We start from the raw sequence: 13,199 nt of genomic DNA, 5'->3' as shown, positions 1-13,199 counted from the left end.
CTATGAAAAAAAGATCCATTCTGTTGCTTACCGGTATCGCAACATTCTATTTCAACAGTGCTTTCGGTCAGGAAGTTGCTCAGGATTCTGCCAGAGTTTCATCTATTGACCAGGTTGTAATAACGGGTAACTCCAGACCAAAACCAAAAATCGAATCAAGCACTGCAATTTCCACATTTACCGCAAAAGAAATTCAGAAACAAAACCCAATCAATGCGGCTGCCCTGTTACAGAGAGTTCCCGGTTTTGCGGTAGAAACTTCTGGTGGAGAAGTTGGAAATAACCTTTTTTGCAAGGGGAATTCCTTCGGCCGGAGCTTATGAATTTGTTCAGGTTCAGGAAGATGGTCTTCCGGTTTTTGAAGACGGAGCTCTACAGTTTGCCAATGCAGATAATTTTTTCAGAGTAGATAATTCTGTCAGCAGATTAGAAGCTTTGAGAGGTGTTTCGGGTTCTGTTTTTGCAACCAATTCGCCGGGTGGTTTGATCAACTTTATTACCAAAGAGGGCGGAAATGATTTTAAAGGAACCGCGAAACTTGAAACCAGTACTTACGGATTGATGCGTACTGATATGAATGTGGGCGGCGCTTTGGTTCAGGACAAATTATTCTTCAATGTAGGCGGATTTTACAGAACAGATGACGGAATCAGAAAAACTGATTTTAAAGCCAATCAGGGCGGGCAGATCAGAATGAATCTGAAATACGTTTTCGACAAAGGATACGCTAAGGTTTATTATAAAAAATTAGACGACAGAAATACGTTTTTCCTGCCGATTCCTTTGGTGCAGAATGGAAGTGATCTTAAAGAATTTGCCGGTTTCGATGCCAATTACGGAACGTACAGCTACAGAAATATCAGTCAGCTGAATATTCCTCAAGCGGGCGGAGGTTTCTTCAGCAGAAATTTAGAAGACGGAATTCATCCGAAAGTTGATGTTTTGGGCGCTGAATTTAAGTATGATTTAGGGGGAAATTTCTCTGTTTTAAACAAAACAAGATACACCAATATTGATATGAATTATACGGGAATTTTCCCTGCTGGCGTACCTACAACTGCGGCCAAATTTGCAAACGATTACGGAATTACAGGAAATAATTTCCAATTTACGTCTGTAAGTTCTGGTGCAGTTGTGAATCCTGCTTTTGTACAGAAGTTAGGATTCTGGGCAATAGACAAACAGATGAATAATTTTGTGAATGACTTACAGTTCAGCTATAAATTTGATAAAGGAAACCTGACCGCTGGTTTCTACAAATCTAACTGGAAAACTCATCAAAACTGGAACTGGAGCAATATTCTGGCAACAGCAACAGACAATCCCGAACTTTTAAATTTAACAGATACGTCTCTTACACCAAACAGCACGGGATATTCTAAAACCTACAACGGAGTTACAGAAATATCTTTTCTTTTAAGAGATTCTCAGGTTCAGGGAAGTTTGAATGACCTATATGCGAACTTAGATTACAACATCACTGATGCTTTAAGCTTAAACGGAGGAATCCGTTACAGCCGTGATTTCTACAAAGGTTACGGCGTAAATACAACTTCCGGAAATTTAAATAATTCTGGCTTAACAACAGACGGAACGCACAGCTTCCTTACAACTACGGCAGATGATAATATATCTGTTTTGGGAAATAAATTCACATACTGGAAGTATGATGTAAACAGAGTTTCTTTCACTACAGCGATGAATTATAAAATCAATAAAGGAAATGCTGTTTACGCACGCTTTTCCAATGGTTTCAGATCTCCGAACGAAGAATCATATTACAGCAATATGAACAATCTTTCTGCCATCAAACCCGTAACGACCAATCAGCTGGAAGTGGGATATAAATATTATTCCAGAACTTTTGATGTAGCAGTAATTCCTTTCTACTCTACTTTAAAAAACCTGTCTTTTACCGATGTTTATTCAGACGGAACTTCAGAAAACAAATTTGCAAACACCACCAACTTTGGGGTAGAACTGGAAGGTTATGCAAGACTTTTTAACAATCTGTTGGAAATCACCTTCAACGGAACCGTACAAAACCCAAAATATCAGGATTTTACTGGTAGAAACGGGGACGGCTCTACATTTAACTATGATGACAATACCGTGAGAAGAATGCCGAAATTCTATTTCAACATCGATCCTGCTGTAAACATTACGAAAGAATGGAGAGCGTATGCAAGTGTGAATTATTACGGAAAACGTTTCCAGGATGAGAAAAATGCGCAGACATTGCCGTCATTCTCAGAGGTAGGAGCGGGAACTTCCTATCAGCTGGGGAAAATAAGATTTGCAGTTGACGGAACCAATATCTTCAACACCATCGGAATTACTGAAGGTGACCCAAGAGCAGGATCTCCATCCGGAGACGGAACCATCATGGCAAGACCGATTATGGGCGCGGCTGTAAGAGCTTCAATTACTTTGGATTTCTAATTTAATTTCTTCATAAAAATTGATTAAAACCGTCAGATTTTCTGGCGGTTTTTACATTTAATTTTCAGAAAAATCTCGAAAATTTACTTCAAAAAAGGATTATACTGTTTCTCAAAACCGATTGTTGTAGGATTTCCGTGACCTGAAAAGACCTGCGTTTCATCATCCAAAACAAAAAGTTTGGTTTTAATCCCATCAATCAGCTGTTCATAATTTCCTTTGTACAAATCTGTTCTGCCGATACTTCCTTCAAAAAGAACATCTCCGGAAATCATAAATTTCTGAGCTTCATTATGGTAAACCACACTTCCCGGAGAATGCCCCGGAACATGATATATTTTAAATTTTTCTCCGTCAAAATCCATTTCGTCATCTTCATTGATGTATTCTAAATCAACATTAATATGATCCAGTTCAAAACCAAACCTCATCCCGCTGATCTGAAACATATCTAAAACCTCTTTATCATCCCGATGCATCATAACCGGAACTTTATACGCATCAAACGCCCACTGCAGACCTAAAACGTGATCAATATGGGCATGAGTAAGAATAATTTTGGTGACATTTAATTCCTTTTCGTTGATGAAATCTGAAATTGCTTTCGTTTCCTGCTCATTCATATTTCCCGGATCGATAATCCATGCGTTTTTATTTGCGTTAAAAAGAACATAAGTATTTTCACTTGCAAAATTGAATACGAAAGCCTGTATCTGAAACATATTGAGATTAATTTTTCATCAAAAATACGATAATAATAGTGAAATGGGCATTTTTCATTATCTTCGTAAGAATGAAAACGTTAAAGATATTTTTACTGGGTCTGAGTGGTCTCGTATTCGGCCAAAACATACAGAGCATACAGCTTTTTAATCCTCAGACCAACGACGAAACACCTGTAATCAACATGGGTGAGCAGCTGGTATTAAGTTTTGATGATCTTACAAACAGCAGCACGATTTTCCGTTATACTTTAAAACATTACGACAGAAACTGGCAGGATGATAACTTATTTTTCACCGAAATCGCTACAGGAACGATGAATGCCTTGCTCGACCAGTTTGAATATTCTTTCAACACGCTTCGGCCTTATACGCATTACAAGCTTTCATTTCCGAATGATAAAATCAGACCCAAAATTTCCGGTAATTTTGAAATCATCGTTTACAAAGATTCTGCAGATAAGCCTTTATTTAAAAGAAGATTCAGTATTTCGGAAAATGGGGTGAATTTAGCTTTAAACATAACCAGAGTTTCAGATGCCAGAAACCCGAACATCAACCAGAGAGTTGAAGTACAGGCAACTTCCAAAGGCGGCGACATTTCTTCCAACGTGAATTCTATGACCATGAATGTGGTTCAGAATAACAACCCGCACATGACTGTTTTTAATCAGAAGGCAAGTTCTACAATGGGAAATCAACTGCTTTTCCAACAGATGAATCTTACTTTCCCCGGGAATAATGAATTTTATTATTTCGACAATAAAAATATCAGAATGCCTGCCGATATGGTGCGCGCGACAGAAATTATCGACAATGTTCATCAGACCTATCTGCATCCGGTTTGGGCTTATCCTTTAGATTATCAGTATCAGCCAGATGTGAACGGAGCGTGGTATTTCAGAAGAAACGATATGGGAATTGAGCGGAATGCTGAGCGTGAGGGAGATTATGCGGTGGTTCATTTTTCTTTAGATTCTGAACCGATGGGTAAAGAGCTTTATGTTTTAGGTGGTTTTAATGATTTTAAACCATCAAAAGAATATATGATGACTTATGATGCAGAAAAGAAAAAATACATCGCCAAAATCTTTATGAAACAGGGTTTCTACAACTATATTTTAGCCACAAAAGAGACAGACGGACGAATGAATTTTGGGGAGATTAACGGAAATTTCTGGCAGACAGAAAATCTATATCAGGCCTTTCTTTACTACAGACCTTTTGGCAGAAATTACGACGGACTGATAGGCTACGGAGAATTCAGAACACCTGTGAAATAAAAAAACCTTACAGAATAACTGTAAGGTCCAGATCAACTGTCTTTTTAAGACTCACAGAAAAATAAAATATAATATGTCAACAAACAAAGTGTTCTGGGTTTAAGGTCTATTCTTTAAAGACCGCTGTTATCAGTAAATCGTTATTATCTTCGATCACATAATGAATATTGATTGGGAGATTTTCGGTTTTAAAAACCTGCATCTTTTTACTTTTGATATCTAAATGATTTGTATTCTCAACAATCTGCTGTACAGAATCTTTCAGTACATCTAAGAAATATCTGTCTTTATTCTTTTTTTCAGCATTGAAAACACGCATCAGCAAACGGATGTCATTCTTTGCGATGGATGATAAAAGCACTTTCATTGCTTCATCCTAAGCACACAAATGCTCAAGTTCATCTATATTTTCGAAAAAATCGAGCTTCGTATTCGGATTTTCAGAATGGAAATAAATTCTGTATGAAATTTCGTCCATCTGAAACTGAGAGATATCTTTCAAATCCTGTGTTTCCACAGTGTTCAGAATTTTAGATAATGCTTCTACAAGATCCGGACTTAAAATGTCGATTTTCTTTTTTAAAATTTCAATAGTTGTCTCCATTATTTCAAATTTTGAAGTGTCAGTTTGTCTTTGATGAAGTAAAGGTAGAAAAAAAATTTAAAAAACAAAACAATACCCCTAATTTTTAGGGGTATTGTTAAAAAAAATTATATTTTAAATAAAATCTATTGAAAAAAAAAGGGGGCACGGTATTTAAAAACAAGTTTTATTTGAGTCAAACCCCATAAAAATCATTTAATTTTTCTTCACAAAGTGTTTTTACCACATTCACCCATCGGTCTTCATCGTTCAGACATGGAATGTAATGGAAATTCTCTCCTCCACCGTGTTCAAACTGATGTTTTCCTTCCACAGAAATCTCTTCAAGCGTTTCCAGACAGTCAGCAACAAAGGCCGGGCAAACAATTGCTAAGTTTTTCACCCCTTTTTTGCCGACATTTTCCAACGTCTCATCCGTGTAAGGCTCCATCCATTTATCTTTTCCTAATCTCGACTGGAACGTGACCATCACTTTTTCTTTAGGTAAACCTAATTTTTTAATCACCGAATTCGTTACACTGAAACACTGATGACGGTAGCAGAACTGATGACTTGGGTTTGAATTCCGCGAGCAACAGTCATTTAAGTTACAGGTATTGGTAGGATCTGTCTTATATATATGTCTTTCGGGAACACCGTGATAGGAAAACTGTAACGCATCGAAATTTTCCGGAAGTTTTTCCTTAATGCTTTCCGCGAGACAGTCTATATAAATATCTCTGTTGTAAAAAGGCTGAATGTAATTAATTCTAATCTGCGGAAAAGATTTTTTTCTTACTTCCTCGGCTTTATCAATTACTGTTTCTGTTGTACTCATCGCATATTGCGGATACAGCGGGAAAAGTACAATATCTGTAACGCCCTGATCCACCAACTTCTGAATTCCGGCTTCAATGCTGGGTTGGGCGTATCTCATCCCGATTTCTACCGGAACATCCACCAATTTCTGAAGTTTTGCCTGAAGCTGTTTGGTGATAACGATTAGAGGAGAACCCTCGTCTGTCCAGACTGTTTTGTAAGCCTCTGCAGATTTTGCAGGTCTTGTGTTGAGGATGATTCCTTTTACCAGAAGTGCACGGAAAAACCAACGGTAATCAATTACCTTTTCATCCATCAGAAATTCATCAAGATATTCTTTCACATCCGGAACAGATGTTGACCTTGGCGAACCGAGGTTGACTAATAAAATTCCCTTCATAATTATGAGTAATGGGTAATCAGTAATGAGTAATTTACATATTGCTCATTACTCATTGCTGATTACTTATCTATTTATCCGTTTACGGCTTCTACTTTTTCTACCAGTTCAGGTACGAACTGTTTTAAGATATTTTCAATTCCTCCTTTTAAAGTTGCAGTTGAGCTTGGACATCCTGAACATGCGCCCTGTAAAAGCATTTTGGCTGTTTTTGTAGAGCCGTCGTATTCCATCAAAGAAATTTTACCACCATCATTTTCTACAGCCGGGGCCACATATTCATTTAAAATATCAGAAATCTTCTGCTCATCTTCAGTATAATCTCTGTTGATAATTTTTTCTACAGGATTTTCATGCTTCTGACTTTCAATATTGGAAATCTCGCCTCCACTCTGCAGATATTCGGCAATATAACCACGTACAGCCATCATCACCTGGTGCCACTCTACAGAATTATTTCTGGTAACGGCAACAAAATTATCAGAAATGAATACTTCGCTCGCAAAATCAAATTCAGTAAAAATTGCCTGAGCCAAAGGTACACCCTGCGCCTGATCTCTTGATTTCACCTCTACAAAGCCATCCATCAAAACCTGACTTGAAACAAACTTCATCACATTAGGATTTGGCGTCATTTCAGCATAAATCTGATACATCTCTTTCTTTTTCTGAAGATAAATTCTCGGGTTTGCCAAAAGTTCGTCTTCGATTACATTTTTCAGGCTTTCTGCAACGTGTTCCCATTCTACAGTGTCCTGTTTTGCCACAGCAACAAAATTCGCGGTGATGAAGATTCTTTCCACAAAAGGATAATTGAAAAGTTCCTGTGCCAAAGGAATTTCTGATATATCAGAATCTCTGTCCAGCTCCAAAGACCCGGGAATCAAATTGTAGTCGGATACAAATTTCATCACTTTAGGGTTTTCGGTTGGTTCTATAAGTATAGTACGCATTTTTTAATTAAATTTGAATGTACAAAAATACGGATTTAGAAGTTAGAAGCTGGAAGTTGGGAGTTAGATTTTTGCTATCACTGTAATTTACCACCGTAGTTTTAAATCTAATTTTCAAATTAACACATTATTAAATTTTCAAATCAGAATATGGCTTTAATAAAAGAACTTTTAGGAAAAACTCCTCAGATTGGAGAAAATACTTTTTTAGCAGAAACCGCAACAATTATTGGAGATGTTACCATGGGAACTGACTGCAGCATCTGGTACAATGCCGTAATCAGAGGCGATGTACATTACATTAAAATGGGAAACAAGGTCAATATTCAGGATAACGTGATGTTGCACTGCACTTATCAGAAACATCCTTTGAATATTGGCAACAACGTATCCATCGGTCACAACGCAATTGTTCACGGTTGCACCATCAAGGATAATGTTTTAATTGGAATGGGCTCCATCGTGATGGATGATTGTATTGTTGAAGAAAATTCCATCGTTGGCGCAGGTTCTGTGGTTACCCAGGGAACACACATCAAATCCGGAGAAGTCTGGGGCGGCGTTCCTGCAAGGAAATTAAAAGACATAAATTCTCAGCTTCTGGAAGGCGAAGTAAACAGAATCGCAGATAATTATGTGAAATATTCTTCATGGTATAAGGAAGAAAAGTGAGTTTGAGAGTCGGATTGGATTAGTGGATTAATGGTTTATAAGTTTACTGATAATTTTTAGTTTTGCAAAGACTTAAAATAAAAACGACTTCGGAAATATTTTTCAAAGTCGTTTTTATTTCTACAGGTATCGGTTAATTGAACCACTTCGTGGTTGATCACCTAATTTTTTTTGTAACAGAATTATTTAAAAAATCAAATTTATCACCTGGTTTTCCGTAACAAACTTGGCACTTTTGCCTTTTCACTTGGCTCTTTAACCTCATTACTTGGCTTTTTTAGATAACCTTGACTCTTTTTTACTTTTGCCTTGTTTCTACCCTAAGGATATACCAACACAGCCTTTCCCGCTTCACATCTGACGGAAACCGGCTCTGCCGGCAGCATACAGTCAGAAACAAGTTCGTATTTTTTATTGTGAGCAATCATTCTGTTTTTGAAATTTTCAAGTTTTGCCAGAATTGAAGTTTCATTTTTCTTTGGATAGGCAATGTAAGAATATGGCCCACCACAAGCTTTGGCACCGATTGGAGCAAATGCCCATTCTTTAGGATCTGTACATTTTTCTTTTTCAATCTCAGCATCAATGGATGATTTCAGAATATCAAGCTGTGCCTGATCATACTTTCTGCTCTCTGCATCAGCAGGTCTTTCAGCAATATCTTTAGGTAACGTTTCCGGATCCGGTGCGGCCGTTTTGCAGGCGGTAATCATCACAGAAAATAAACAGACTGACATTATTTTTATGAAATTCATTTTCATTATATCATTTTTTTAAACGAAATCAAAGTGTATGCCTTCGCAACATTTTTGTAATTTTGAACACGATGAAAGATCATTTTTTTGAATTAATTGAGCATACCAACAGAAGCGTATTTTTAACAGGAAAAGCCGGAACCGGAAAAACCACTTTCCTGAATGATTTCGTAAAGCGCACCCGCAAAAAACACATCGTGGTAGCTCCCACAGGCATAGCCGCAATCAACGCGGGCGGAGTTACCGTGCACTCCATGTTTGGCCTTCCGCTGCGGACTTTTTTGCCAACTACAGACAGAATAGATACCAATCTTGCCAATAATATTTTTGATCTTCAACAACATTTCAAATATAGAAAAGATAAATTAAAACTCCTGCGTGAATTAGAAGTAATCATCATCGATGAGGTTTCAATGCTGAGAGCCGACGTTTTGGATATGATGGATCATTCGCTGCGTTTTATCAGAAGAAACGCCTCGCCTTTTGGAGGTGTGCAAATGCTTTTTATCGGAGATTTATACCAGCTTCCGCCCGTGGTGAGAGATGAATATGTCTTAAAAATGTTCTATAATTCACCATTCTTCTTCGACAGTTTAGCCATCAAACAGATTCCGTTACTTACCATCGAACTGACGAAGGTTTACAGACAGACCGACGAAGATTTTCTTGAAATTTTAAATGCCATCCGCGACGGCGATGTTGCGAATATTGATTTTGAGGAATTAAATAAAAGATACGATCCGCTTTTTGATTCCGGAGATCAGCCGTACGTTTATCTGTGCTCGCACAACAAAATGGCAGACGACATCAATCAGGAAAAGCTGCAGGAACTGAAATATGACGGCGTAACCTACGAAGCCAAACTTTTTGGTGAATTTAAAGAAAACCAATATCCGAATGAGCAGTTTTTAGATTTAAAAATTGGCGCTCAGGTGATGTTTATCCGGAACGATATTTCTGGAGAAAAGAAATATTACAACGGAAAATTAGGTGAAATTTCTTCTCTGGACGACAATGAAATAAAAGTAATTCTGGAAGGTTCGGAAAAAGAAATTACTGTAAAAAGAGAAGTCTGGGAGCAGAAAAAATACTTTCTTGACAGCGAAAAAAATATCAAGGAAGAAGTATTGGGAAGCTTTGAGCAATTTCCGATAAAGCTGGCGTGGGCAGTTACCATTCATAAAAGTCAGGGTTTGACGTTTGATAAAGTAATTATTGATGCCGGAAAAAGTTTTACAGCGGGGCAGGTTTATGTTGCTCTTTCACGCTGCCGTACTTTGGAAGGAATTGTTTTAAAATCTAAAATTACACCTGAAGTTATTTTTAAAGACAACAGAATTCTGAAATTTCAGGGAGACACGCACGCCAACGATCATGTGGAAACCATAATTCATAAAGAAAAATACGATTACAGCATCAGAAAAGTTCTCCGATCAATTGATTGCCATTGGTTTCTGAAAGAAGTGGAAGACTGGAACAACCGATCCATCGTTACTAAAAGCATCGATCATCTCAAGGCTAAAAAGCTGTATCAGGAACTGAAGCACGATACTCTGAATCTCATCAAAATCTTTGAGAAACTTGACCGTATTTTAAACCAAAAAATCATCAGTTTCATCAACGGAGAAGAAGAATGGACTGAAATTGAAAGCAAAACCAAAGGCGCTGTTAATTTCTTTTTTACAGAAACAAGAAATAAAATCTTTGATCCGACGAAGGATTTTTATTCTGAAATAAAAGGCGCAAAAGGGCTGAAACAATACAACGACGACCTCAGAAACTGGCTCGAAGATATAGAAGAATATTTAAACAGTTTGAGAGAAATTCATTTGTTGGAAACCAAACTTTTAGATGAAAAAAATGATAAAGAAGTGACGATGCAGATTGCCAAAGTACCTTCTCAGGTTTTAACTTTCCAGTTATTCGAGCAGGGAAAAACCATTTCTCAGATTGCAATGGAAAGAGGTCTGGTAAAAGAAACCGTCATAGGTCATCTCGCAAAATATGCAGAAAATGGTCTTTTGGATATTACGAGAGTGATTACTTCAGACAAAATCAAAAAATTTGAAGATGAATTTTACAAAAACCCTCACGAAACTCTCAACGAGTGGAAATCTGCGCTGCCGTCAGATTTTGAGTTTAATGAAATCAGAATTTTAATTAATCATTTTAATTTTAAAAAAGGAAATTAAAAAAAAGCAAAGCTGCCTGCAGAAACATTAAAAAAAAATAAACCCTTGAATATCAGCGTATTCAAGGGTTTTATTGTGGTCCCACTTGGGCTCGAACCAAGGACAACCTGATTATGAGTCAGGGACTCTAACCAACTGAGCTATAGGACCTCAAAAATTTGGTTAAATTTTGTGTGTGCAAAAATAGCAAAATTTATCTCTTTACAAAACTTTTTATGATTTTTCTTGGCACAATTCTACCAAAACACCGTTGGTGGACTTGGGATGCAGAAAGACAACTATTTTATTATCAGCACCTTCTTTAGGCTCTTCTGAGATAAAATGAAATCCTTCTTTTTTCAGTCTTTCAATCTCTACCTGAATATTTTCTACCCCAAAGGCCAAATGATGAATGCCCTCACCTTTTTTCCCGATAAATTTTGAGATCGCACTGCTTTCTTTTGAAGCCTCCAAAAGTTCTATTTTGGATTCTCCGGCGGCGTAGAAAGAAGTCACCACACCTTCGCGCTCTACAGATTCCTGTTTATAAGATTCTTTACCTAGTAATTTAGTGAATAATTCATCAGAAAATCCCAGTGATTTTACGGCAATACCAATATGCTCAAGTTTCATAAATAATTTTTTAATGGTCTCCCCCACTGATTGTGTGGGAGCTTTTTCTAACAATTTACTTCCGACTTTTTTCACTTGAAGTTGTGAAAACTCTTTATTTCAGAATAATCACAGCAAATTATAAGTTTTACGAAGTATTTAGAAATAACAATTAAAACAAAAGTAGTAAATTTGCACAAATTATGGAAAGTAACAGACAAAGAAAAGTAGCACAGATTATACAGGAAGATTTCGCAGAACTTTTCCGCAAACAGGCATCGGAAAGCAAACAGAACTTTTTGGTTTCGGTTTCTGATGTGAAGGTAACTCCGGATTTGGGGATTGCAAAAATTTATTTAAGCATCTTCCCTCAGGAATTCCGTTCTTCAATTATGAAGGAAATTGAGGAAAACAAGGCACAGTACAGAAATTTTATCGGTCAGAAAATGGCAAAGCAGGTTCGTATTATTCCACAGCTTAATTTTTATCTGGATACCACTCTGGATGATGTGGAAAAAATTGAAAAAGAACTTCGTGGCGAGGGAGAAAATCCTATTCTGTAAATCTTGAAAAACATTGCATTTTACATTGCATCGCGCTACCTTATTTCCAAAAAAGGAAGTACGGCGGTAACTTTTATCACATGGCTCGCCGTGGGAGCAATGGGCGTGGCAGTAACAGCAATGTTTGTAATTATCTCGGTATTTTCAGGGCTGGAAGATTTTAATGAAGATCTTGTAAAAGACCTCCACGCCGATATTACGATTAAAAGCAAAATCGGAAAAACTATTAAAAACACTTCAGAAATTTCTGAAATTTTAAAAAAGAACAAAGAGATCGCTCATTTTTCGAGGGTCATTGAAGAGAAGGTTTACATTAATTTCGACGGAAAAGGCGATATTGCCTACCTCCGTGGCGTAGATTCTGTGTATGCCCAAGTTAATCCTCTCCACCGCAGTATTATTTTGGGTACATATCCTGATTTTAGATTTAATGATGAGGTTTTAATTGAAAATTCTCTTGATTTGCGGCTTTCAATTCCTGTAAATTCAGATAAGGATCTGGCAACTTTATACATGCCAAAGCCAGGCAAAGGCCTTATCAATAGAGAAGAAGACATTTATAACCGGAAAAATATTTTCATTACCGGAGTTTTTAACGGGAAAGATCAGCTGAACAGTTACATTATTGCTCCAATCGCTTTATCCGAAGAACTTTTAAATCTTCCAAAAAATTCTGCATACAACATCGTTATCAAACTTAAAAATCCTGATGACGTAAATGAAGTGAGGCGTGAACTTCAAAAAAGCTTGGGTAAAGATGTGATATTAAGCACTAAAACAGAAGAAAATTCTGCATTCTGGAAAATGATCAATACCGAGAAACTCTTTATTTATCTTATTTTCGGACTTGTAATATTCATTACAACATTTAATCTTGCGGGCGCAATCATTATTCTGCAGCTGGACAAGCGGGAGCAGGCGAGATCTTTGGTATCGCTGGGTTTCCCTTTAAGCCACCTCAGAAAAACATATTTCTACACAGGAATTCTAATCGTCTCCGCCGGCATCATCAGCGGACTCGTGATTGGCACTTCACTCTGTCTTTTTCAGGAATACACCGGTCTGTTTAAAGTAGTTGAAAACCTGCCGTTTCCTGTAAGAATAGAATGGAAAAATTACGTAATTGTTTCTGCTACAGCCGCAGGTTTTGGAATTCTTATTTCGTGGATTTTTTCTAAAATCAGCAAGGGCTATATTACTAAAAGTTAATATATCAGCGATTTA

14 protein-coding genes and 1 tRNA gene are annotated in these 13,199 nt (G+C 37.1%); 7 read left to right on the top strand and 8 right to left on the bottom strand.

Features of this window, described 5'->3' with window-relative positions; all coding sequences use genetic code 11:
- Positions 1-2: 2 nt before the first annotated feature.
- Both ASG31_RS18975 and ASG31_RS15950 read left to right on the top strand, forming a co-directional pair.
- Entirely contained in the window at positions 3-323 is a 321-nt protein-coding gene (locus ASG31_RS18975; RefSeq protein ID WP_231433786.1) for a TonB-dependent receptor plug domain-containing protein, read from the top strand.
- Positions 274-2,442, top strand: a complete 2,169-nt coding sequence (locus ASG31_RS15950; protein ID WP_231433787.1) for a TonB-dependent receptor — start codon at positions 274-276, stop codon at positions 2,440-2,442. Before ASG31_RS18975 ends, ASG31_RS15950 begins: the two co-directional genes overlap by 50 nt.
- Positions 2,443-2,525: 83 nt before the next feature.
- Here ASG31_RS15950 and ASG31_RS15945 read toward each other — a convergent pair whose 3' ends face one another.
- Positions 2,526-3,164, bottom strand: coding sequence for an MBL fold metallo-hydrolase (locus ASG31_RS15945; protein ID WP_056035014.1), 639 nt, complete (start codon positions 3,162-3,164; stop codon positions 2,526-2,528).
- 71 nt (positions 3,165-3,235) lie between these two features.
- Between ASG31_RS15945 and ASG31_RS15940 the strand changes: the two genes are divergently transcribed.
- A complete protein-coding gene (locus ASG31_RS15940) occupies positions 3,236-4,447 on the top strand; it encodes a type IX secretion system plug protein domain-containing protein (protein WP_056035011.1) in 1,212 nt (403 codons plus the stop codon).
- A gap of 106 nt (positions 4,448-4,553) precedes the next feature.
- Here ASG31_RS15940 and ASG31_RS15935 read toward each other — a convergent pair whose 3' ends face one another.
- From ASG31_RS15935 to ASG31_RS15920, 4 genes are all read right to left on the bottom strand, one after another.
- The gene (locus ASG31_RS15935) at positions 4,554-4,814 is read right to left on the bottom strand and encodes a hypothetical protein (RefSeq protein WP_056035008.1); all 261 of its coding nucleotides are present in this window, start codon (positions 4,812-4,814) and stop codon (positions 4,554-4,556) included.
- Positions 4,815-4,823: 9 nt separating this feature from the next.
- On the bottom strand, positions 4,824-5,051 hold the full coding sequence (locus ASG31_RS15930; RefSeq protein ID WP_056035004.1) for a hypothetical protein: 228 nt from the start codon (positions 5,049-5,051) through the stop codon (positions 4,824-4,826).
- Positions 5,052-5,226: 175 nt separating this feature from the next.
- Complete coding sequence (hemH, locus tag ASG31_RS15925) at positions 5,227-6,255, bottom strand: ferrochelatase (RefSeq protein ID WP_117585864.1); 1,029 nt, start codon at positions 6,253-6,255, stop codon at positions 5,227-5,229.
- Positions 6,256-6,323: 68 nt separating this feature from the next.
- Positions 6,324-7,202: a NifU family protein gene (locus ASG31_RS15920; RefSeq protein WP_056034998.1), complete on the bottom strand. Its 879-nt coding sequence runs from the start codon at positions 7,200-7,202 to the stop codon at positions 6,324-6,326.
- Between the two features lie 150 nt (positions 7,203-7,352).
- On the opposite strand from ASG31_RS15920, the gene ASG31_RS15915 reads away from it, so the two are divergent.
- A complete protein-coding gene (locus tag ASG31_RS15915; RefSeq protein WP_056034996.1) occupies positions 7,353-7,874 on the top strand; it encodes a gamma carbonic anhydrase family protein in 522 nt (173 codons plus the stop codon).
- Between the two features lie 320 nt (positions 7,875-8,194).
- Here ASG31_RS15915 and ASG31_RS15910 read toward each other — a convergent pair whose 3' ends face one another.
- A complete protein-coding gene (locus ASG31_RS15910) occupies positions 8,195-8,611 on the bottom strand; it encodes a hypothetical protein (protein ID WP_131725573.1) in 417 nt (138 codons plus the stop codon).
- An 89-nt stretch (positions 8,612-8,700) separates the two neighbouring features.
- Here ASG31_RS15910 and ASG31_RS15905 point away from each other — a divergent pair, with 89 nt between their 5' ends.
- Positions 8,701-10,821 carry a helix-turn-helix domain-containing protein gene (locus tag ASG31_RS15905; protein WP_056034988.1) on the top strand — a complete coding sequence of 707 codons (2,121 nt, stop codon included), beginning with the start codon at positions 8,701-8,703 and terminating at the stop codon, positions 10,819-10,821.
- Positions 10,822-10,897: 76 nt separating this feature from the next.
- Here the strand turns inward: ASG31_RS15905 and ASG31_RS15900 are convergent.
- Positions 10,898-10,971, bottom strand: a tRNA-Ile gene (locus ASG31_RS15900).
- A 63-nt stretch (positions 10,972-11,034) separates the two neighbouring features.
- Positions 11,035-11,433 carry a methylmalonyl-CoA epimerase gene (gene mce / locus ASG31_RS15895; protein ID WP_056035208.1) on the bottom strand — a complete coding sequence of 133 codons (399 nt, stop codon included), beginning with the start codon at positions 11,431-11,433 and terminating at the stop codon, positions 11,035-11,037.
- A gap of 182 nt (positions 11,434-11,615) precedes the next feature.
- Between mce and rbfA the strand changes: the two genes are divergently transcribed.
- Positions 11,616-11,975, top strand: coding sequence for a 30S ribosome-binding factor RbfA (gene rbfA / locus ASG31_RS15890; RefSeq protein WP_056034986.1), 360 nt, complete (start codon positions 11,616-11,618; stop codon positions 11,973-11,975).
- 3 nt (positions 11,976-11,978) lie between these two features.
- A complete protein-coding gene (locus tag ASG31_RS15885; RefSeq protein ID WP_056034982.1) occupies positions 11,979-13,184 on the top strand; it encodes an ABC transporter permease in 1,206 nt (401 codons plus the stop codon).
- Positions 13,185-13,199: the final 15 nt, after the last annotated feature.

The sequence above is a fragment of the Chryseobacterium sp. Leaf404 genome (assembly GCF_001424145.1).
Classification (GTDB): domain Bacteria; phylum Bacteroidota; class Bacteroidia; order Flavobacteriales; family Weeksellaceae; genus Chryseobacterium.
The sequence above is the reverse complement of the archived record's forward strand: the minus strand, read 5'-3'. Positions and strand labels throughout refer to the sequence as shown.

Bases quoted from the DNA above. Each gene is read 5' to 3' on its own strand.
- ASG31_RS18975 (WP_231433786.1), top strand. From the start codon at position 3: ATGAAAAAAAGATCCATTCTGTTGCTTACCGGTATCGCAACATTCTAT.
- ASG31_RS15945 (WP_056035014.1), bottom strand. From the start codon at position 3,164: ATGTTTCAGATACAGGCTTTCGTATTCAATTTTGCAAGTGAAAATACT.
- ASG31_RS15940 (WP_056035011.1), top strand. From the start codon at position 3,236: ATGAAAACGTTAAAGATATTTTTACTGGGTCTGAGTGGTCTCGTATTC.
- ASG31_RS15935 (WP_056035008.1), bottom strand. From the start codon at position 4,814: ATGAAAGTGCTTTTATCATCCATCGCAAAGAATGACATCCGTTTGCTG.
- ASG31_RS15930 (WP_056035004.1), bottom strand. From the start codon at position 5,051: ATGGAGACAACTATTGAAATTTTAAAAAAGAAAATCGACATTTTAAGT.
- ASG31_RS15920 (WP_056034998.1), bottom strand. From the start codon at position 7,202: ATGCGTACTATACTTATAGAACCAACCGAAAACCCTAAAGTGATGAAA.
- ASG31_RS15915 (WP_056034996.1), top strand. From the start codon at position 7,353: ATGGCTTTAATAAAAGAACTTTTAGGAAAAACTCCTCAGATTGGAGAA.
- ASG31_RS15910 (WP_131725573.1), bottom strand. From the start codon at position 8,611: ATGTCAGTCTGTTTATTTTCTGTGATGATTACCGCCTGCAAAACGGCC.
- ASG31_RS15905 (WP_056034988.1), top strand. From the start codon at position 8,701: ATGAAAGATCATTTTTTTGAATTAATTGAGCATACCAACAGAAGCGTA.
- mce (WP_056035208.1), bottom strand. From the start codon at position 11,433: ATGAAACTTGAGCATATTGGTATTGCCGTAAAATCACTGGGATTTTCT.
- rbfA (WP_056034986.1), top strand. From the start codon at position 11,616: ATGGAAAGTAACAGACAAAGAAAAGTAGCACAGATTATACAGGAAGAT.